Genomic DNA, 22931 nt, shown 5'->3' on the forward strand with positions numbered 1-22931 from the left:
ATACTGCTAGCGGGGTTACAGGAACGTAGCGGTTGATACCTTCGGCCCCGGCCTGCGGGTGCAGGGCGGGGCCGGGGGTTATCAGTGGCTCTGGTTCACTTTCAGGGTGTGATCATCGATCAACGCCTTCACGGCATCGTGCGAAGAGGCATAGCCACTCAGCAGGTCGGTACCAGACACCTTGATCGTCACGTCAGCGTTGCTGGCACTGGCGTTCAGGGCGCCGGTGCTGCTGATCGACAGCGTCGACGTGGTCACGTGGTTGGCGTCGGTGCTGGTGGTGATCTTCAGGTAGCTGTCGATGTTCGCGTCCGTTGGGTTACCCAGCAGGTCGCTGATGTCGATCTTGTCGCCTTCAGCCTTGCTGAAGTCTTTGATCAGGTCCGCGCCACCGTTGGTGCCACCGCTGGTGTTGAGGTCACCCTTGAGCCACATGAAGGTGTCGGCACCGGTGCCGCCGTACAGCGTGTCGTTGCCTTTGCCGCCGATCAGGATGTCGTTGCCGGCACCGCCGATCAGGGTGTCATCACCTGCCTGGCCAAAGAGAATGTCATCACCGTTGCCGCCGTTGATCGTGTCATCGCCACCGGCCACGCCAACGTTGAACTCACCCAGGTGGCCCTTGATGTAGGTGTAAACGTCAGCGGCGCTGGCGGCGCTGCCCTGCTTCTCGGTCACGTACGCGGTGATCGCCGCGGTGCCGTCGCCCGCGATGCCGTTGAAGAACACGGTATCGCCGAAGAGGATGTCGTTGCCTTCGCCACCGTTGACGGTGTCAGCGGCCGGGACCGCGGTCACGGTCTTGGCGGAGATCACCCCGGCCAGGTTGTCCAGAGACACGTTCTGTGCCGCATGGCCGCTGGTGTCGTAGGCGTTGAGCGACGACAGGTCGGACGTACCCAGGCCTACCGCGTTGATCGTTGGCGACACCGCGTGCAGCAGGTTCCAGCCTTCCATCGAGTTGGTCGCCAAGTCGCTGGCGCTACCGCTGGTTTCCAGCGCTTTCTCGGTGCCACCGTGGCCATCGGCAACCGTGGTGTAGCTCTTCGACGTCCCGGTGTAGCCTTCGCCGGTCAGGTAGCGGTTAGGCTGCCCGTCGGTAATGAAGAAGGTTTCGTTCACCGCGCCGGTGTTCGGGTGGGTGATGAACCAGTTCGCCGCCGTTTTGAACGCTTCTTCGTAGTTGGTACGGCCACCGGTGCTGACCGAGAGCGAGTTCACCCAGGCAGTCACGTCGACGGTTTTGGTCAGCGACAGCGTATACGCCGTGGCGTGGTCGCTGAACGCGACGACGCCCACGTTGATGGTCTGCGAGCTGCTCATGTCGCTCTGGACCGCCTTGATCGCCGCGATCAGCGCGTTTTTCTCGGCGGTCAGGTTGTTCGCCATGCTGCCCGACACATCGACGATGAACGCAACGTTGGCGTTCTTGCCGATAACCACCGTGCTGTTGGCCTTGTCGCCAACGATGATGTCGTTGGCGGCAGTGCCGTTGATGGTGCTACCGGTGGTAGTGCCATCGATCAGGTTGTACACCGACTTGGCAATCGCCACGGTCGTGGTCGCCGTGTTCGACGACGTACCGTAGATGTCTTGCACGGTAACGGTGACGGCACGGGTAGTGTCGGCGGCGTAGTGCGCGCTGCTGCTGAAGGTGATCGCCTTGATCGCGTCCTGGAAGCTCGCGTTGGTGGCGCCGCTGTTGGCGGCCGCGGTCAGGGTCACCGAGGTACCGTCGCTCGACAGCACCGCCGCGATGCCGGTCGGCAGCGTACCGATGTTCAGGTGGTCGCCGCTGATGGCATTGCTGATCGCGATGGTCGCGGTCTTGATGCCAGCATCGTCCAGGGTGATGGCTGCCTTGTCGCTGACCGAGACACCGTCGTGGTTAGCGATGTAGCTGACCGAGTGGTCCGCGCCCACCACACTGGTGTCGAGGTCGAGCACCGGTGCCACCGGGGTCACCCGCACGGTCACGGTTGCGCTCTTCACGCTGTTGGTGCGGCCGTCATACACGTCGTAGGTGAAGTACGTCAGGCCCGAGAAGCCGGCCTTCGGCGTGAACACCACGTTGCCGTCGGCGTTGAGCACCGCGGTATCGCCGGCATTGACGGCCTTCACGTTGACGATGGTCAGGGTATCGCCATCGGCATCGGTGTCGTTCGCCTTCAGGGTCGCGCCGCTGATGATCAGGCTGTGGTCGTTGGTGTGCAGGTTCTCGGTGGTCACGAACAGGTTGTGTTCGAGCGCCGAGCCGGTGTCACCCAGCACCTTGAAGCTGCTGCTGGTGGCGTTGGCATCACCCACTTGTACCTTGAGCACGGCATTGGCGCCCTGATCCCAGTACACGATCTGGATGTCATGCACAGCGGTGCCGCTGACGGTGAACTTGAAGTCGTTGGTTTGCGCTGGCGTGTTGCCGTCGTAAACCGCGACCTGCTTGCCATCGATCAACACCATGTAACCGTCGTCGGCGGTGATACGCAGGGTGTAGGTGCCGGCAGCCAGGCTCACCTGGCCGGTCAGGTTGACGATCGCGTCCGAGGTGTTGCTTTCGTGGTTGTCCAGGCTGTTGGCATTGCTGCCCAGGAACTTGACCAGGCTGGAGGTGCCCGAGCTGGCGTTGTAGGCACCCAGGTTGTTGGTCACGCCATTGCCGTAGTCGATCTTGGTGGCATTGAACGTGGCATCAGCCTGGTGGCTGGCGATCCAGGCCAGTACCTGCGCGACGCTGGTCAGGTTCGGCTGGTTGACGCCTGCCGAGTTCACGCCCTCTGCGTAGCCGTAGTACTCGCCCTTGAGGCCGCCGACGATGGAGATGTCATCGTTGGCCACTGGCGCGCTGTTGCTCAGGCTGAGTGCCAGCGGCGAACTGCCTTCGCTGCTGGCGCGGCCATCGGTCACGACCAGCGTGACGGCAGGCAGCGTGTTGTTGTGGCTGTTGTAGTAGTTCACGCCAGCCTCGGTCAGCACCACCTGGTGGGTGGTGGTGTTCAGGCTGTAGTACGCCGCCGAGCCGTCGGCATTGGCCTTGACGGTCACAGTGAGCTTGCTCTGCGCGTCGTCACCGTCGGCGGTGCTATAAGTACCGACAACGCTGCCGACCGCCGCGACGTGCGGCTTGGAGTCGGTCGCGGTGACGCTCACGGTCGGCGCCAGGTTGCTCAGCGTTGGGGTGTCGCTGCCAGCCACCGACACACGGCCATCGGTCACTGCCAACTCGATGGTCGGCAACTGCCCTTGGTGCGTGGTGTAGTACTGCACACCGGCATCGGTCAGCGCGACCGTCTTGTTGACCGTGTCGAGGGTGTAATAGGTCGCCAGGTTGCTGCCAGCCTTGAAGGTCACGGTCAGGGCATCACCGTCGGCATCGCTGGTGGTGTAATGCGCCACCACCGCGCCCGAGGCAGGGGCATGGGCCGTGCCATGGTCAGCGGTTACGCTGATGGTCGGCGCGGCGTTGGTCAGGGTCACGACCGGCGTGCCGGTTGCCGAAGCGGTCAGGCTGCCGTCGCTGACGGTCAGCTGAACTTGCGGCAGCGTATTGCCCGCGTTCACCCAGGCAGCGCCGGTGGTGGTCAAGGTCACGTTGCCAGCCTGGTCGACTGCGTAGTAGCCCTGCGAGTTGCTGGTGCCGGTGAAGCTCACCGTCAGCGCATCGTGGTCGACATCACCGGCGACGTAGGTAGCAACCACCTCTCCAGCGTGTACAGCGTGCTCGACCAGGGTCAACGGGGTGACGCTCAGGGTCGGGGCATCGTTCACCGCATCGACGATCACGTTGAACGACACCGACGGAGCATCGGCGTGAACGGTTGGCGCGACTTTTTCGGCGGCGTAAGCGTCCACCGTCAGCGTCATGGTGCCGTTCCAGTCGGTGTTTGGCTTGATCTGCAGGGTCGACAGGTCGTACCCAGAGATGTCGGCCTTGCCGTTGGTGATGGTGATGTTCACCAGCGTGGTGGTACCCGCCAGCGCCCCTTGCAGTTGCTGCACGTTGCCCAGCCCGCTCAGGGTGACCACGTGGGTTTCCGACCCGTCGGTGTCCGGGAAGGTCGCGGTGATGGTGCTCAGCTTGATGAAGGCGTCTTCAACGCCGTGGTTCACGGTGTTGACGGTGTAGTAGCCCTCGCCATTGGCCAGTACGTGCTGGGTAGCCGAGCTGCCCAGTGCATCGGCACTGGTGTAGGTCAGCAGCGCGCCGCTGTCCAGGCCGCTCGCCGTGCCGCCATTGACCGCAACGGTGAGGTTGTAGTTACCGGCGCCGTTCTGGTTGTAGTGGTAGATGTCTACCTGGTAGTAGCCGCTGTTCTGCGGGGTGTAGCTGCCGCTGATCACGCCGTGCACGCCATTGGTGACGGTGCTCCAGCTGGCAGTGGCCACCGTGGTGCCACCGACGACGACAGCGAAGCTGTCATCGGCCTGGCCGCCGAAGGTGTAGGTTTTGCCTGCTTCCAGGTAAACCAGGCCGAAGAACTTGGTCGCGGTATCCACGGCAACGTTGCTGGTGCTGTGCACCGAAGCGGTGTTGTCCGGGGTCAGGCCCGCGGTCGCCTTGCCGACCTGGGTGATCAGGTCGGCGGTGGCCGCGCCGCCACCGCCGTTGCCCAGGGCGCTGAGCAAACCAGCGCTGGCGACGGTGACCTTGTTGAAGCCCGTAGTGGCCGCGGCGGGCACGCTGACGGTCAGGGTCGGTGCGTTGGCGATCGGGTCGACGTCTACTTTCAGGGTGGCGCTGCTGCTCACCTGGCCGTGGTTGGCGGCCTCGTAGGTGAACGAGGCGTAGACCGACTTCTGGTCACCGGTACCGGTGGTGCCGGTGTAGCTGTCGTTGCCCGACTGGTGGGCAGTTGGCGTGAAGGTCAGTGCGCCAGCATTGATGTCATGCTGGGTCACGCTGATGCCGTTGGCCAGGTCTGCCGAGGTCAGCGGCTTGCCATTGAGGGAGAGCACTCCATCGGTTGGCAGGCTGGTGATCTTCAGGCTCCAGGCGGTGTCGGTGTTGTCTTGCGCGGTACCGGTGACGTTGAAGTCAGACCAGCTGAAGACCTTGGTCGTGGCTTCGTCGGTGTGAACGGTATTGCCCGCGGCACCTGGCAGGTCGTCGTCGTAGGCGATGACCTTGATGTTCGCGTCGGCGAAGGTGACTTTTTCCAGGCCCGAAGCGCTGACGCTCAGCACTTGGAAGGTCAGGTCACGGGTGCCTTCGATCACCGAATCGTTGGTGAGGAACAGCGAGATAGAGCCGGTGGTGCCGTTTTTCGGGATCACCACATCGAAGCTGCCGGTCGAGGTCGTCCCATCCGCGTTCTGCAGGGTGTAACCCAGCTTGACGGTGGTGTTTTCCGTGACAGGGCGATCCAGCGTCATGCTGAACAGCTGGCTAGCACCGTTCTCGTAAAGCGCCGCCGGGCCGCTCAGGTGAAGGACGGTCTCACTCTGGTTGTCCAGCACGGTGGTGTGCACGTTGCTGCTGTTCACCGAGAGGTTCAGCACATCGCCGCCCGTTACGCTGGTGATGTGCGTGTCTACCGCGAGCGACGGGGTGTTGATGTAGTAGTCATCAGGCGCCGTCACCGTTTCGGTTTCGGAAGTGCTCTGGCCTTTCTGGATGGTCAGTTGCTTGCCGTTGTCCAGGCTGATGGTCATGTCGCTGTTGGCGGTGACCAGGTTGCCCGCGGTGTCTTTCAGCGTGGCGACGTAGTGGATGGTGTCGCCTTCAGTCACCGAAGCCTCGGCGCTGACGCTGACGATCACTTGCTTCTGCAAGGTCACGGTGGAGGTCGCGGTCTGCGACGTCACAGCCGGCTGGCCATCGCCACCGTTGTCGGTGACCGTGACGCTGACGCCACGGCTGCCCACTGCCGGGTGGTCGCTGTTGCTGAAGGTGATCGACTGGATCAGTGCCTGGTACGCCTCGACCGACTGCACACCGGTGAGGGTGACGGTCCAGGTCTGGGTGGCGCTGTCGTATACCCGGGTGAAGTCGATGCCATCGGAGGTGGTACCGCTGGTGACATCGCCATTCTGGGTAGCGCTGGTGGCGTGCGAGGAATCCAGCACATCGTTGGCCGATGCGTTGGAGACGACGATCACCGCCTTGCTCAGGGTGGTGCTGTCCTGGTCAACGATGGTGAAGCCGCTGGTGACCAGCGATACCGCATCGTGACCTTCCAGGAAGGTGCTGTCGGCGATGGTCAGCTTGGCCGGGTCGTTGACCAGGGTCACGGCCGGCGTGGCATCCGCCTCGGCGGTTGGGCTGTTGGCAACGCCCACCAGGCTGGCGACCAGCTGGATTTCCGGCAGCACGTGGCCGCTGTTCACATACGCGGCACCGGCGTCGGTGAGTTTCACGCTGTGGGTCGCTTCGTCGACCTGATAGTAACCGTTCGGGTTGCTGCCGTCTTTGAGGGCAACGCTCACCGCCTGGCCGTTCTGGTCCCAGGTGCTGTAGTTGCCCACCACCAGGCCCGCCACGGTGTTCGGGCTGTCTTCGGTTACGCCCACGGTGGTCAGGGCAATGTGCGGCGCGTTATCGGCGGCCAGCACATGCACGGTCACATCCACCGGCGTTTCGGCCGAGGTCACGGCCGCGCCGAGGGTACCGGCGGTAGCGCCAGCGTAGTGGTCGGTAGCGATGGCAACGACCTTCAGCGCAACATCACCGCTGCTGCCAGCAGGCGCGGTGAAGCTGATCGCGCTCAGGTTCCAGCCGGTGACATCCACCGCGCTGCCCGCGGCGAGGTACTTGACGCTGTCGGTGTCGGTGCCGGTAACGCCCACGTAAACGGTGTGGGTGCCGTCGCTGATCACGCCGCCGGTAGGCACCTGGCGAATCTCGACCTTGAGGGTCTCGGAGCCGTCGGTGTCGTTCAAGGTGGCGGTGATCGGTTGCAGCAGGATCGGCGAACCGGCCAGGCCGGTGTTGTCGTGGGTGGTCAGCTGGATGTTGTCCAGCACACCGCCTACGGAGTTGTAGCCGCTGTCCGAAGCCGCGACGAAGGTCAGCGTCTGGTTGCCGTCGGCGGTGACCGGCAGGTTCAGGGTGTAGGTTTGCAGGCCGACGGTGGCGCTGTTCAGCGTGGCCACCACGGCATCGCCCCACTTCACCAGGATCTCGGAGTCAGCACCGGTGTAGCCGGCACGTGGCGAGTAGTCGAAGGTGAGGGTGTAGACAGTGCCCGCCTTGGCGTTCTGTACCACGGTGTACAGGTCGCTGGCGTCGCCACTGTTGCGCTCCAGCTCGATGACCTGGTTGGTCGCCGGCAGGCCGTACTTGTCGCCGCTCTGCACTTCGACCTGGCCGCTACCGTTATGGGTGAGCCAGGTAGCACCGGCCACGCTGGAAACCGGCACGTCGATGCCAGGCGCGGTGTTTTCGAAGTTCGAGCTGATGGCCCACTCGCGGCTGCCAAGGGTGAGCGAAGGCGCGTCGCTGACGGGGGTGACGTCGATCGCGCTGGTCACCGAAGTGCTGGCGCCGGAGTTATCGGTCGCTTGGAAGCTGTACTGGGTGTTGCCACTCCAGTTGGTATCCGCCTTGAACCAGACGCTCAGGCCGCTGCCGTCGGCCGGGGCCGCCAACACGGTGCCTGGCTCGATCTTGGTGGTCGCGCTGGCGTCGGTGTAGAAGCTGCCGTGGGCCACGTCGGTGATGGTGTAGCTCTTGATGGTGCCATCAACGTCGCTGGCCGCGAGCACCACTTCCTTGGCAACGTCTTCGACGGCGTGGATCGGCGTGTCATTGACAGCCGGCGCATCGTTCACGCCGTTGACGGTCAGGGTCAGGCGGCCGGTGCTGCTGGCGCCCTGGCTGTCGGTCACGGTGTATTCGATGACTTCCTTGGCCGATTGGCCCACGTTGAGCGGGTCGTACTTGGCCGCGGTGGCATCGAACTTCCACTCGCCAGTGGCCTGGTTGACCCAGGTGAAGCCCGCGGGGGTGGTGCCCTTCACTTCGAAGTGCAGGGTGTCGCCCAGGTCGGCGTCTTTGCCGACCACGGTGCCGCTGACGCTGCCGCCTTCGGCGACCTTGGCGCTAGTCCAGTCCGAGGATGGCGCGTGGTTGAGGCTGTTGACCTGCACGCTGACCGTTGCCGAGCTGGTGCCGCCATGGCCATCGCTGATGCCGTAGGTGAAGGTCGCGGTGCCCACGAAGCCATCGGCCGGGGTGAAGACCACCTTGCCGGTGTTTACATCGTAGGTGGCGGTGCCGTGGGTGCTGGCAGTGATCCCGGTGATGCTCAGGCGGTCGCCATCGGCGTCGGTGTCGTTGCCGAGCAGGGTCGCGGCATCGATGGTCAGCGGTGCTTGCGCGGTGGTGGTCAGCAGGTCGTGCTCGACCGCGAAGTTGCTACCGGCGGCGGCATCGCCGAGCACGGTGTAGGTGGTGCTGCCCGCTGGGGCCAGCTCCACTTTCAACTGGGCGCCACCGCCCTGGTCCCAGTAAACGATCTGGATGCTGTGCTCGCTGTTACCGGCAGAGGTGTCTGCCACAGTGAACGAAGCAGTCTGGGTGCTGAGGCCGTTCTGGTTGACCAGCGTAACTGGCTTGCCGTCGACCAGGACTACATAGCCATCATCGGCGGTGACCTTGATCGAGTAGGTGCCCGCGGCCAGGGTGACCTTGCCGGTCATCTCGAGGATGGCGGACTGGGTGGTCGGCTGGCTGCCGGTGGCGTCGGTGGCGTTGCCTTTGAGGAAGGTGTCCAGGCTGTTTTTGCCCAGGCCATCCTTGCTCACGCCGCCAAAATCGACTTTGCCGGCAATGAGCGTCACGTTTGGTGCCTGCACCGAGGCAGTGCCGGTGCCGTTGATGTAGTTCAAGGCGTCGGCGATGCTGCCCAGGCCTTTGGCATCACCGTAGTAATGAACCAGCAGGCCGCTGCCTTCGATGCCGGTGTTCGCGGCATCGGCCACGGCTACCGGGTTGATGTTGGTCAGTTCGACCGACGCCGGGGCCGAGCCCGGGGTGGTCGCCTGGCCATCGCTGACCTCCAGCTGCATGGCTGGCAGGGTGTGGCCGGCGTTGACGTAGTCGGCGCCGAACTGGGTCAGTTTCACTTCGCCGTTATCGACGGTGTAGTACTGGCTGACCTTGCTGCCATCGGCCAACACGGCGTCAGATACCCGCACGGTCAGGCTGGAGGCTGCGTTGTCGACGTCTTTGACGGTGTAGGTGCCCACCACGTTGCCTTCAGCGGCTTCGTGCACGCTGACCGGCTGGGTGACCACGTCGATTTCAGGTGCATCGTTCACACCGTTGACGGTCAGGGTCAGGCGGCCGGTGCTGCTGGCGCCTTGGCTGTCGGTCACGGTGTACTCGATGATTTCCTTGGCCGATTGGCCGACGTTGAGCGAGTCGTACTTCGCCGCGCTGGCGTCGAAGGTCCACTCGCCGGTGGCCTGGTTGACCCAGGTGAAGCCAGCCGGGGTGGTGCCCTTCACTTCGAAGTGCAGGGTATCGCCCACGTCGGTGTCTTTGCCGACCACGGTACCGCTGACGGTGCCGCCTTCGGCGACTTTGGCGCTGGTCCAGTCCGAGGTCGGCGCGTGGTTCAGTGCGTTGACCTGTACCGTTACGTCGGCCGTGGTGGTGCTGCCATGGCCGTCGCTCACGGTGTAGGTGAACACAGCCTGGCCGCTACCGGTCAGGGACGGGGTGAAGGTGACCTTGCCGGTGGCTTCATCGAAGCTCACCGAGCCGCCGGACTTGGCGGTCACAGCGGTGATGGTCAGTTTGTCGCCATCGCCATCGGTGTCGTTGGCCAGCAGCGTCGCGGCGTCGATCACCAGCGGTGCGCCAACGGTGGTGGTCAGGGTGTCATGGCCCAGGGCGAAGTTGCCGCTGGTGGTGGCGCCGAGCACGGTGTAGGCCGAATCCGGAGCGTCGTAGTCCTTGACCTCGACTTTCAGCGAAGCGGCGCCGCCCTGGTCCCAATAGAGGATCTGCAGGGTGTGGCTGGCATCACCGGTCACGGTGAAGTCGGTCACGCCGTGGGTCTGGCCATTGGTGTCGACCGAAGCCACTGGCTTGCCGTCGATCAGCACCAGGTAGCCGTCATCGGCGCTGACTTTCAACGAGTAGTGGCCGGCGGCGAGGCTCACGGTGCCGCTCATTTCGATGATGGCCGACTGGGTCGACGCTGGGGTACCGGTCACGTCCGAGGCGTTGTTGCCCAGGAAGGTCGCCAGTTGGCCCTTGCCGATGCCATCGGTGGTCACACCGCCGAAATTCACCTGGTTGACGGTGAAGCTGGCATCAGGGGTACGGCCGGCGGTGTTGATGTAGTTCAGCGCCTGCGCGATCGAGCCGACGTGGGCGGCATCGCCATAGTAGTGGGCGACCAGGCCGCCAGCATCGCTGGTGTTGGCCGGGGTGTCGTTGGCCGCGACCACTGGCTCGTTGGTCAGGGTGTAGTTCGGGGTAATGAGGTACTGAGCGCCATCGGCGGTGCCGTCGTTCGGCACCACCACCACGGTCGGCAGGGCGCTGGCGCCTTGGCTGTTGACCAGGGCCGCACCGGCCTCGGTCAGCACGACGTTGTTGCCATCAAGGGCGTAGTACTGCTTGGCCGGGTCGCTCGACTGCTCCAGGTGCACGGTAACGGTGTCGCCATCGAGGTCGACCACGTTGCTGAACGCGCCGATGACCTGGCCCGCCTGGGCAATGTGCGCGCTCACCGGCACCGCTTCAACGGCCAGGGTTGGCAGGTCGTTGACCGCCACCACGTTGAACTCGGTGTTGAACGCAGCGCTGCTGACCGGCGTGCGGGCATCATAGTTGGTGCTGCTGTCGCCTTCGTCAGTCACGGTAATGCTGACGCCGCGCGCGCCACCGGTAGGCGTGTCGGTGCTGTTGCTGTACTGGATCGACGAGATCATCTCGGCGTATTGCGCTTTGCTGGCCACGCCTTCGATGGTGATCGTCACGCTGCCATCAGCGTTGGTCACCGGGGTGACGGTGACGCCGGCTGGCGTGCTGCCGGTGAAGGCGATCTGGTCAGCGCCGCTCAGGTGGGTGATGGTCACCACCGCCTTGGTCAGGTTGGCGTTGTCGACGTCGGTCAGGGTCAGGCCCTTGACGATCGACATGGCCGCACCGTTCTCGGTGAAGGTCACCGGCTCGCTGCTCACCGCGACGATCGGCGCGTCGTTGTCTGGCTTGATGTACAGGGTGCCGCTGGCCGTGGCGAGGTTGTTCTCGCTGCTGCCGTCGTCCACCACCAGGGTGAAGGTACGGTCCGGGCCGTGCAGGTCTTGGGTTTCGTTGTCGAAGGTGACGGTTTTCAGCACCTTCTCGTAGTCCGCGGCCGAGCCCACGCCGGTCACGGTCAGCACCAGGCTGGTGACGTTGCCGTCGGCGTCCTTCACCTGCTCGACGTTGACGCTGAGGTTAGTGCCGGCGGTGCTGGCGGTCAGTTGGTCAGCCGACTGCACGTGCAGCAGGGTCACCGTTGCGCTTTTCAGCGAGCTGCTGTCTGCGTCGGTCAGGGTCAGGTCGGCGAGCAACAGGGCCGAGCCTTGGCCAGGGCGCGCTACTTCGCCATTGGCGACGTCCGGGGCTTCCATGAACACGTTGCCGAAGCTGGTGATCGAGCCGTTGGTGCGACCGATGACCGGCGCGTCGTTGACCGCCACTTCGGTCAGGGTACTCTGGGCCGTGCCGCTGAGAACGGTGCTGGTGTTGCTGCCGTTGTCGGTCACCGAGATGGTCACGGTGCGCTCGCCAGCGGTCGGGTTGTCGCTGCCGTTGGCCAGGGTGATCGATTCGATCAGCTGCTTGTAGGTCGCGGTGTTGGCCACGCCTTCGATATGCAGCACCACGGTGCCGCCTTCGTCGGTGCGGGTGACCTGCAGGCCATGGGCGGTGGCATAGGCGCTGTTGATGGCGATCACGTCGCCATTGCCCAGGCCGCTGACGGTCACGCTGGCCGCGCTCATCTTGCTGTCGTCGACGTCGCTGATCTTCAGGTTGCTGACGATGGCTTTGGCGCTGTCGCCTTCGGTGAAGGTCACATCGCCGAAGCTGATGGTCGGTGCGTCGTTGACCGGGGTCACGTGCAGCGTGGTGGTGGCGACTTCCGAATCATCGGTGCCATCGTTCACGGTGATGGTGATGGTGCGGTCGCCGATCGCCGGGTTGCTGCTGCCGTTGGAGAAGGTGATCGCCTGCAGCGCTTGCTGGTAGGCCTCAACGCTGGCGGTGCCGGTCAGGGTCACGACCAGGTTGCTACCGTCGCGGGTCACGGTCGGAACGATGCCGTCAGGCATGCCGGCGGTGTTCAGCTTGTCGCTCGGCTGGAAGCCGACCAGGGTCACGGTGGCGCTTTTCAGCGTGGTGTTGTCCACGTCGGCCAGGGTCAGGGTCGGCGCGATCTGCACCGCGGCGCCCTTCTCGGTGAAGGTGGCGTCGAAGTGGTTGCCCGCATCGCCCGAACCACCGCCAATGACCGTCGGGTCGTTGACCGGGGTGACGGTGATGGCGATGTTCTGAGTACCTTTGAGCGCGCCGCCGATGCCGGTGTTGCCGTTGTCGTTAACGGTGATGCTGATGCCAGCGTTGCCGTTGAAGTCCTGGTTCGGGGTAAAAGTCGCGCCTTCGAGCTTGGCGTTGATCTGCTCAACGGTGCCGTACAGGAAGATCGCGTTCTTGCCACCGGTTTCGGACGAGGTGCCATCGGCCAATACCAGCTTGCCGTTGCTCACCGTGACGAAGAAGTTCATCGGGCTGCCGTTGGCGTCGACGTCGGCGACTTTGATCGCGTTGTCGCCGCTGAAGGTGACCGAGTGGTCTTCAGCGATGGTCAGGGTAGCCGGTGCGCTGACGGTCGGTGCGTCGTTGACCGCGATCACGGTCAGGCTGCTGCTGTCGGAGGCGCCGAGCAAGGTGGTGGTGCTGCCGCCGTTGTCGGTGACCGCGATGGTCACGGTCCGGTCGGTGGTGGTCGGGTTGTCGCTGGTGTTGGCGAAGGTGATCGTTTCGATCAGCGCCTTGTACGCCTCGATGCTGACCGGCGCGTTGGTGTCGCTGGTCAGGGTGTAGGTCACGCTGCTGGTGCCAGCGGAGTACTCGATGTGGATGCCTTTTTCGGCGGCCAGGGCGTTGTTGATCGCCAACTGGTCAGCCGAAGACAGGCCGCTGACGGTCACCACCGCTTTGCTCAGGGTGCTGTCGTCGACGTCGGTGATCTTCAGGTTGCTGATGATCGCCGTGGCTTGGTCGCCTTCGGTGAACTTCACGCCGTTGAAGCTGATTTCCGGCGCATCGTTGACCGGCGCCACGCTGATGGCGATTTCCTGAGTACCTTTAAGCGCGCCGCCGATGCCGGTGTTGCCGTTGTCGTTCACGGTGATGCTGATGCCAGCGTCGCCGAAGAAGTTGGCGTTCGGGGTAAAGGTCGCGCCTTCGAGCTTGGCGTTGATCTGCTCAACGGTGCCGTACAGGAAGATCGCGTTCTTGCCGCCCGCCTCCGAAGAGGTGCCGTCGGCCAGCACCAGCTTGCCGTTGGAAACGCTGACGTAGAAGTTCATCGCGCTGCCGTTGGCGTCGACGTCGGCGACTTTGATCGCGTTGTCGCCGCTGAAGGTCACCGAGCTGTCTTCGGCGATACTCAGGGTGGCCGGTGCGCTGACGGTCGGTGCGTCGTTGACCGGGGTCACGTCGATGACCGAAGTGGCCACCAGCGAGTCTTTGTCGCCGTCGTTGACCACGATCGAGATGGTCCGGTCGGCAGCGCTCGGGTTGTCGCTGCTGTTGCCATACATCACCGCGCGCAGGGCGTTCTGGTAGTCCTCGAGCGAGGCACTGCCGGTAAGGGTGATGGTGGTCTTGTCGTCGCTGATGTTCACCGTCAGGCCGCTGAACACTTCGCCGATGGTCAGCGCGTCGCCCGGCTTGGCGTTGGTCAGGGTGATGGTCGCGCTTTGCAGCGTGGTGTTGTCGACGTCGCTCAGGGTCACGCTGCTGGCCACCGGCACGCCGCTGTCACCTTCGGTGAAGCTGTTGCTGAAGTGGTCGGTACCGGTTGGCAGGCCGCCGATTACCGGGGCGTCATTGACCGGCACCACGCTGACCGGGATGGTCACCGAGGACTCGGAGGTGTCGACGATCACACCGTTGGCGGTTTCCAGGGCGGTGGCGGTGGCAACCAGATTGATGGTGCCGTTGGCGTTCAGCGGCGGGGTGAAGCTCAGGTTGGCCAGGTTCCAGCCGGTGACGTCGACTTTGCCGTCGCCGCCAACAATGGCGGTGTAGCTGTTAGTGCCATCGGTCAGGGTGCCGCCTAGCGGGATGTTGCTGATGGTGATCAGGTGAGTTTCGGAGCCGTCGGCGCTGTCACCGAAGGTGGCGCTGATGGTCGCCAGCTTGATGGCGCTGTCTTCGGCGCCGTGGTTCAACGCGTAGCCGCTGTAGTAGCCGTCGCCATTGCTGTCAAGGTGCGCGTCCACGTTAATGCCGAGGCTTTCGACCGCGCCGATGTTGGCGTATACCGGCAGGCCGCTGGCGCCGAGCGAGGTCGCCGGCTGGCCATCGACGGCCACATTGACGTTGTAGGCGCCCGGGCCATCGGCGTTGTAATGGTACAGCTCAATGGTGTAGAAGCCGCTGGCGGCCGGGGTCACGGTGCCGCTGAAGCCTTGGTTGACACTCCACTGGGTGCTGCCCACCACTTGGGTGCCCACTTGCAGCAGCAGGGTGTCGTCACCGCTGCCGCTGAAGGTGTAGGTGTGGCCGGCTTCGAGGTAGATCACGCCAGACAGCTTGGTGGCTTGGTCCACCGGTACATCGGTGTTGCTGAATTGCGTGGTGTTGGCGCTGCCATTGGGCTGCTGGGTCGCCGTATCGATGGCGTGCTTCAGGTCAGCTGGCGGCATGCCGCCGCCATCGTGGCCCAGCGCCAGGGTGGTCCAGGTTTGCCCCAGCAAGGTGGCGGGGGTGCTGCCCAGGCTGATGCTGGTGGGGTCGGCAACCGGGGTGATGTCGATGCCGAGCTTGACCGTCTCGCCGGTCAGGCTGTCGAGGGTCGGCTTGTAGCTGATCTGGGCGTAAACGTCGTGCTGGTCGCCGGTGCCCGGGTTGCTATAGCTGGAGTCGCCCGAAGCGTCGGCGGCCGGGGTGAAGGTCAGCTCACCGGCCTTGATCTCGGCGCGGCTGACGAAGTAACCGTCGGTGCCCAGGTCAGCCGCAGTCAGTGCCTTGCCGTTCAGATACAGGGTGCCGTCAGTTGGCAGTTGGGTGAGGGTGATGCCCAGGCGCTCATCGCCGACGTCGTTGACCGGCTCCTGAACGTGGAAGTCAGCCCAGGTGAGGGTCACGGTCTGGTCTTCGCTGCCGGTCACGCTGCCGCCTTCGGCGACTGGGCGGTCACGGTCGTAAATGGTGGTCGTGACGCTGTCGGCGTCGCCGTTCACCAGTTTTTCAAAGCTGCCGCCGGTCACGCTGCCAATGCTGACGGTGTAGGTTTCCAGGCCTTCGACCTTGCCATCGGCCAGGGTCGGCACCGAGAACGCCTGCGAGCTGCTGCCCGCGGCGATCGTCACCGACTGGGTGATGGTGATGTCATCGCCATTGGCGGCTTTGCCGGTGTACACCAGCTCGACCACAACGTCGGTCTTGGCCTCGTTGCTCAGGCTCAGGGTGTATTGGGCGGTTTCACCTTCGCCGATGCGGGTGTCGCCGGTCAGCGTCAGGGTGGTGGTGTCGATCACGTCGGTCACGGCAGTGGTGACGTTGGTGTCGGCGGCCGGCTGCAGGTTTTCGTAGTTGCCGCCGGTCACGCTGGTGATGCTGTTGTCGACGTTGGGGTAGCCCTGGTACACATCACCGCCCACCGCGGCGGAGGTGGTGCTGCCCTCGGTTTCGCCCACGGCGATGGTGATGGTTTCGCCGTTTTTCAGGGTAACCACGACCGGGCTGCCGGTCACGGCGGCGCCGACGGTGGCGGTGTAGGTGATGGTGCCGCCTTCGGAAACGCTGGCGCTGGCGGCCAGGGTCACGCTGGTGGTGGTGGCACCGTTGTCGCTGCCGTCACCGATCGAGTCGGTGATGGTGGTGGTGATCTCCGAGCCGATCTGCACGTTCTCCAGGCCGCCGGCGCTTTGTACGCCGGTCACGCTCAGGGTGGTGGTGCTGTCTGCGTCGTTGTAGGCGTTGTCCGGGCGGTTGCCGTCGAGCTCGGCGCCCACGTTCACCGTGTAGGTGGCGCTGGTCGAGTTGGCGGCGATGGTCACGGTGCCGCCGTCAGACAGCGTCAGCACCAGATTCGACGACGGTGCGTTGCTGACGGTGAAGGTGTAGGTGATGTCATGCCCTTCGACCACCTTGCCGCCCGCGGCATCGGAGGTGATGGCCACGGTGGTCAGGGTGTTGTTATCGGTGATGCTGGTGGTCGCCGAAGCGCCGCTGGTCACCACCGATTCCAGGTTGCCGTTGGCGCCATTGACCACGCCGGTCACGCTCAGGGTGGTGCTGGTAGTGCCTTGGACCAGGGCGTCGTCGCCGCGGTTGCCATGGTTGGCATCGCCCACGTTGACGGTGTAGGTGGTGGAGGTCTGGCCGGTGGCGATGGTCACGGTGTTGCCATCGGACAACTGCAGCACCAGGGGAGACTGCGGGGCATTGGCCACGCTGATGGTGTAGGTCAGCGAACTGCCTTCGTTGACCGACTCGGCGGCACTGACGGTGACCTGGGTCGGGTCGATGGTGTCGGTAACCTGGGTCACCGCCGGGGTGGTCTGGCTGGTGATGTTCAGGCCAGCACCACCACTGGTACCGGTGATGGTCACTTCGAGGCTGTGGGCATCGATGTACGGGGTGTTCTCGTTGCCCATCGTGACGTTGACCGAGCCGCTGGTCTGGCCGGCGGCGATGACGATCTGCGCGCCGTTGCTCAGGGTCACGGTGGTGGCGCTGAGGGCCGCCTGGCTCAGGGTGGCGGTGTAGGTGAGTACGCCGCCCTCTTCGGTGATGGTCGACGTCGCGCTCAGCGTCAGGGTGGCCGCGCGTACGGGCGTGGCATCGGTTTGCTCGGCGGCGATGGTCTGGCCACCGTCCAGGCCGGCGGTATTGAAGCCCACGGTGGGGTCAACCACGGCGTTGGTTTCGGTCAGCATCACCACGGTGTGGCCGCCACCCCCCGAACCACCGGTGTCTACGGCATCGTTGCCGGCCGCGGTGGCTTCAAGGTCCTGCGTCGGGTCGGCACCGGCGGCGATGGCCTTCTGCAGGTCATCGACGGAAGTCGCCTGGGCGTTGCTGGCCACGATGCTGTCGTGGCTGGCCTCTACACGGGCAGGCGCCGCGGCGCTCCACTGGCTGTCCCGGCCGACGTCGAGGGTGCGCCCATCTTGAAGTTGCAGGGTGACGGCGCCTGCGCCGGTCTCTACCTGCTCCCCGGCAAACAGCCGATCGCCTTCCACCAGCACACGTTTGATCCCTTCCGGGGATACAGCGACAACCTGGCCAACAATGCTTTTGACGATGGCAACAACACTGCTCATGGGGACTTCTCCGGGGTTACCTTCTGGGTCGCTTCCTTACGACTGGCGAAAATTCTCAGCCATTTCAGAGGGGAGCGCTTAGATTCGATTAATGTTTAAATATGGCGTCAATATTTCGTCTAACTAATTAGCTTGCTACCAACACGACAAACTATTGACCAATTGCGCGTCATCCTAAACAATCCGCCGCGCAATGTCACATTGATATTGCGGGTGGCGAATCGTCTCGCATTGTGTGTGTAGTTTCTGTGACAGAACTTCCGACATACGGTCTCTTCGGTTGCCATTTATGCCAGGCGGCTGCTTCAAGCACCGCGACTGAAACCAGCTATAACCCGGGTAAATCACAATGCGCGCGCCATTTTTAGCAGTACTTCCACTGACTCTCGCTGCCAGCCTCGTGCAAGCACAAACCCTGCCAGAAGCTATGCAGCACGCCCTTGAGGTTCACCCCGAGGTGCAGGCTGGTGTTAACGCTCGCTTGTCCGCTGACTACGCGGTCAAGTCCGCCAAGGGCGGCTACCTGCCGCGCGTTGACGTACTCGCCGGTTATGGCCGCGAGAACACCGACAGCCCGACCACCCGTGCCGAGGGTTACAACAGCCGTGACCTGAACCGCGGCGAAGCCAGCGTTCGTTTGCAACAAATGATCTTCGACGGTTTTGCGACGCAGAACGAAGTTGCCCGTCAACAAGCCACCGCCAATTCTCGGGCGTACTCGCTGTTGGGTACTTCGCAAAAGACTGCGCTCGATGTTGCCCAGGTGTATCTGGACGTTCTGGCCCGCCGTGAATATGTCCGCCTGGCCGACGAAAACTTGAAGAACCATCAGCGCATTCTCGACCAGATCAAACTGCGCACCGCGCGCGGTGTTGGCCGTAACGCCGACCTGGACCAGGCCGAAGCCCGCGTGGCCGGCGCGCAGAACAACCTGCTGACCGAGCAGACCAACCTCAACGACGCCAACACCAACTACTTCAGCGTGGTCGGCCTGGCGCCCGACGAGCTGACCGCCCCGGCCGCCGCCGTGCCGATGTTCCCGGCCAGCCTCGACGAAGCCCGCGCGCAGATGGTCTCCAACAGCCCGGTGCTGCGTTCGGCCGAGTCGGACATCGCCGCTACCGAGAAGCAGTACTCCGCCGCCAAATCGACCTTTTATCCGCGCTTCGATGGAGAACTGACGAAGAATGCCGATAACAACGTGAGTGGCGAAGAAGGCCACTACAACGGCTGGTCGGCGATGGTGCGCATGCAGTTCAACCTGTTCGCCGGTGGTAGCAACAGCGCCGACCTGCAATCGAAGGCCTACGCCAGCAGCCAGGCCCTGGACATTCGCAACAACGCCCTGCGCCAGCTGAACGAAGAGCTGGGCCTGGCGTGGAACGCCTACAACAACGCTGGCCTGCAATTGCCGGTCGCCCAGCAGTACGCCGCGCGCAGTGAGCGCGTACGCACCGCCTACCAGTCGCAATTCAGCCTGGGCGAGCGTACCTTGCTCGACCTGCTCGACAGCGAGAACGAAAACTTCACCGCGCGCCGCCGCGTGGTGGAAGTGGAGTACCTGAAGGAGTTCAGCCAGTACCGCATCCAGGCGGCCATGGGCCAACTCCTGAAGAGCCAGGGTGTGGTCGCGCCATTGGCATCGGTTGTGCAAAGCGACATCAAGCCGGAGGTGAAACTCCCCGGCATGAACTGATTTTTGACAGTTCGGCCCCATCAACCCGTTTAGTAGTAGAGAGTGTGCAGCGTGGAATCTGAAACCGGTCGAGTTCAACTCATTCACGATCCCAGGAGCCTGCACGACGATCCGCTATTGGACGGGTTGCTTGCGCTTTGCTACCTGCACCAGAAGCCCGCCAGCCGGGCCATGCTGACCACCGGCCTGCCGCTGCCCGACCAGCGCCTGGCGCCGGAGCTGCTCGGCCGCGCCGCCGCCCGTGCCGGGCTGCAAGGGCGGCTGCTGGTGCGCAAGCTCACGGCGATCCCAACCATTGCACTGCCAGCGCTGGTCCTGCTGAAGGAAGGGCGCTGCGCGGTGCTGGTGGGCTGGGAGGGCGACAACGCCCGCCTGCTGCTGAGCGAAAGCGACGGCGGTGAAACGAAAGTTTCCCGCGAGTTGCTGTTGGAGGATTACAGCGGCAAGGTGTTCTTCGCCCAGCCGCAACACAAATTCGATACCCAGCGCGGTACGCTGATTCCTCGGGCCAAGTCGTGGTTCAAAGACACCCTGAAGAAGTCGCGCTGGCTGTACATGGACGCCGTGGCCGCGAGCCTGGTGATCAACCTGATCGCCATGGCCGCGCCGCTGTTCACCATGAACGTGTATGACCGCGTGGTGCCGAACCAGGCCACCTCCACCCTCTGGGTGCTGGCCGCCGGTATCTGCGGCGCCTACCTGTTCGACCTGCTGCTCAAGGGCCTGCGCAGCCTCTGCCTGGACCTGGCCGGCAAGAAGACCGACCTGATCATCTCCGCCACGCTGTTCGAGCGCGTGGTCGGCATGGCCTTCAAGCAACGCCCGGCGCGGGTGGGCAGCTACGCGCAGAACATCCATGAGTTCCAGGGCATGCGCGACTTCATGACCTCGCTCACCCTCACCACCCTGATCGACCTGCCGTTCACGCTGTTGATCATGCTGGTGATCGGCCTGCTTGGCGGCTGGCTGGTGATGATCCCGCTGGTGGCCTTCCCACTGGCGCTGACCATCACTCACCTGCTGCAACGCCCGCTCACCTCCACCCTCGAGCGCACCATGGCGCTGGGCGCCGAGCGCCAGTCGACCATGATCGAAACCCTGTCGGGCCTGGACGGCATCAAGGTGAACAACGCCGAGAGCGAGCGCCAGCACCTGTGGGAACACACCATCGGCACCCTGAGCCGGCTGGAGCTGCGGGTGAAGGTGCTGTCGAGCCTGTCGATGAACCTGACCATGCTGATCCAGTCGCTGGCCGGCGTGATCATGATCATCGGTGGCGTGTACATCATCATCGACGGCAACCTCAGCATGGGCGGCCTGATCGCCTGCTACATGCTCAACCAGCGCGCGATGGCGCCGCTGTCGGCGCTGTCGGGCCTGATGACCCGCTGGCAGCAGACCAAGGTGACCATGGGTTCGGTCAACCAGATGATGGAGCTGCCGCAAGAGCGCAACTTCGAAGAACGCCCAATGACCCGCCCGGTGCTGCAGGGCGCGCTGGAGTTCCGCAACGTCGACTTCACCTACCCTGGCCAGGAAAACCCGGCCCTGCGCGGGATGAACCTGAACATTCGCCCCGGCGAGAAGGTCGGCATCATCGGCCGCAGCGGCTCGGGCAAAAGCTCGCTGGCCAAGCTGCTGGTGGGCCTGTTCGAAGCCGAAAAGGGCGAGCTGCTGGTCGACGGCGTAGACATTCGCCAGATCGACATCAGCGAGCTGCGCCACAACATCGGCTACGTGCCGCAAGACATCCAACTGCTGGCCGGCACCCTGCGCGACAACCTGGTGTCCGGCGCGCGCTACGTAGAAGACGAACTGGTGCTGCAAGCCTCGGAACTGGCCGGCGTGCACGAGTTCGCCCGGCTGCACCCGCAAGGCTATGAGCTGCAGGTGGGCGAGCGTGGCCAGAACCTCTCCGGCGGCCAGCGGCAGATCGTCGCCCTGGCCCGCGCCCTGCTGCTGAACCCGCCAGTGCTGCTGCTCGACGAGCCCACCAGCGCCATGGACAACACCGGTGAAGAGCGCCTCAAACAGCGCCTGCAGGCGGTGATCGAACACAAGACCGTAGTACTGGTCACCCACCGGGCGTCGCTGCTATCGCTGGTCGATCGCCTTATCGTTATCGACCGCGGGCAAATCGTCGCTGACGGGCCGAAAGCCGCCGTCATGGAAGCGCTGCGCAAGGGGCAAGTCAATGTCGCTTAAGATTGATAAAGGCGGGATCGGCGCGTACTTCAAAGGCCGCGAATCCCTCGACGGGCAACCACTGCCGGAAGTTAAAAAAGCCCTGCTCGACGACGCCCCGCGCATCGTCCGGCTGACCATTTGGGGCGTTATCGGCTTTTTTGCGTTCCTCGGCCTGTGGGCTCACTTCGCGATCATCGACGAAGTGACCAAGGGCGAAGGCAAGGCGATCCCGTCGTCGAAAATCCAGAAAATCCAGAACCTCGAGGGCGGCATCGTTGCGCAGATTTACGTGCACGAAGGCCAGATCGTCGAAGCCGGCGCGCCGCTGATCCGCCTCGACGATACCCGCTTTGCCTCCAACGTGGGCGAAACCGAAGCCGACCGCGTGGCCATGGAACTGCGCGTGGCGCGGTTGTCGGCCGAGATCGACGACAAGCCGCTGGTGATCGACCCAGCCATCCTGAAGAAGGTGCCGAAGCAGTCTGCCGACGAGCTGGCGCTGTACCAGAGCCGCAAGCAGCAGTTGGCGGACGAAGTCGGCGGCCTGCAGGCGGTGCTGGTGCAGAAGCAACAGGAACTGCGCGAGTTCGCCTCCAAGGCCGAGCAGTACCGCAGCAGCCTGGGCTTGCTGCAGAAGGAAATCGGCATGTCCGAGCCGCTGGTGGCCCAGGGCGCGGTGTCGCCGGTAGACATCCTGCGGCTCAAGCGCAGCGAGGTCGAAACCCGCGGCCAGCTTGATTCCACCACCCTGGCCATGCCACGGGCGCAGGCGGCGATCAACGAAGCCCAGCGCAAGATCGAAGAAACCAAAGGCAAGTTCCGCAGCGACGCGCTGACCCAGCTCAACGAAGCCCGCGCCAACCTGAGCAAGTACACCGCCACCGCCAAGGGCCTGGAAGACCGCGTCAACCGCACCATGGTCAACTCGCCGGTGCGTGGGGTGATCAAGCAGGTGATGGTCAACACCGTGGGTGGGGTGATCCAGCCAGGTAGCGACATCGTCGAGATCGTGCCGCTGGATGACACCCTGGTGGTCGAAGCGAAGATCCGCCCGCAAGACATCGCCTTCCTGCACCCCGGGCAGAAGGCAATGATCAAGTTCACCGCCTATGACTACACCATCTATGGCGGCCTCGAGGGCAAGCTCGAGCAGATCGGCGCCGACACCATCACCGATGAAGACAAAAAGCAGACGTATTACCTGATCCGCCTGCGCACCGACCGCAACCACCTGGGCAGCGATGACAAGCCGCTGTTGATCATCCCCGGGATGGTCGCCTCGGTCGACATCATCACCGGCCACAAGAGCATCCTGAGCTACCTGCTCAAGCCGATCATCCGGGCCAAGGCCGAGGCGCTGCACGAGCGGTAAGTGCGCTTTGCCCGGCATAGCCGGAGTGCCGGACCACGGCCTCCCACGGGTTCTGTGTTGCCTCGTAAATCAAGCACTTACACAAATCTGGTGGGAGGCCGGCTATGCCGGGCGAGGGGCCTCCCAAGCCTGAATATAGTTATTCAATAACGATATTTAAACCCAGGCTTTTAT

General features: G+C 63.9%; 4 protein-coding genes. 3 read left to right on the top strand and 1 reads right to left on the bottom strand.

The genetic code is table 11. The annotated features are described in order from the left end of the window. Positions 1 to 81 precede the first annotated feature (81 nt). Positions 82 to 17502 (bottom strand): retention module-containing protein, encoded by a 17421-nt coding sequence (locus ACFZCE_RS04325; protein ID WP_390936380.1) that lies wholly within the window; start codon positions 17500 to 17502, stop codon positions 82 to 84. A 349-nt stretch (positions 17503 to 17851) separates the two neighbouring features. Between ACFZCE_RS04325 and ACFZCE_RS04330 the strand changes: the two genes are divergently transcribed. Genes ACFZCE_RS04330 through ACFZCE_RS04340 form a run of 3 tightly spaced genes read left to right on the top strand, consistent with a single transcriptional unit; the run spans position 17852 to position 22757 of the window. After that, the gene (locus tag ACFZCE_RS04330; protein WP_390936382.1) at positions 17852 to 19198 is read left to right on the top strand and encodes a TolC family outer membrane protein; all 1347 of its coding nucleotides are present in this window, start codon (positions 17852 to 17854) and stop codon (positions 19196 to 19198) included. 51 nt (positions 19199 to 19249) lie between these two features. After that, a complete protein-coding gene (locus ACFZCE_RS04335; RefSeq protein ID WP_390936384.1) occupies positions 19250 to 21403 on the top strand; it encodes a type I secretion system permease/ATPase in 2154 nt (717 codons plus the stop codon). Then, positions 21393 to 22757 (top strand): HlyD family type I secretion periplasmic adaptor subunit, encoded by a 1365-nt coding sequence (locus ACFZCE_RS04340; RefSeq protein ID WP_390936385.1) that lies wholly within the window; start codon positions 21393 to 21395, stop codon positions 22755 to 22757. Before ACFZCE_RS04335 ends, ACFZCE_RS04340 begins: the two co-directional genes overlap by 11 nt. The last annotated feature ends 174 nt before the right edge of the window (positions 22758 to 22931 follow it).

This window comes from Pseudomonas sp. NPDC007930 (assembly GCF_042958985.1).
In the GTDB taxonomy this organism is placed as follows: Bacteria; Pseudomonadota; Gammaproteobacteria; order Pseudomonadales; family Pseudomonadaceae; genus Aquipseudomonas.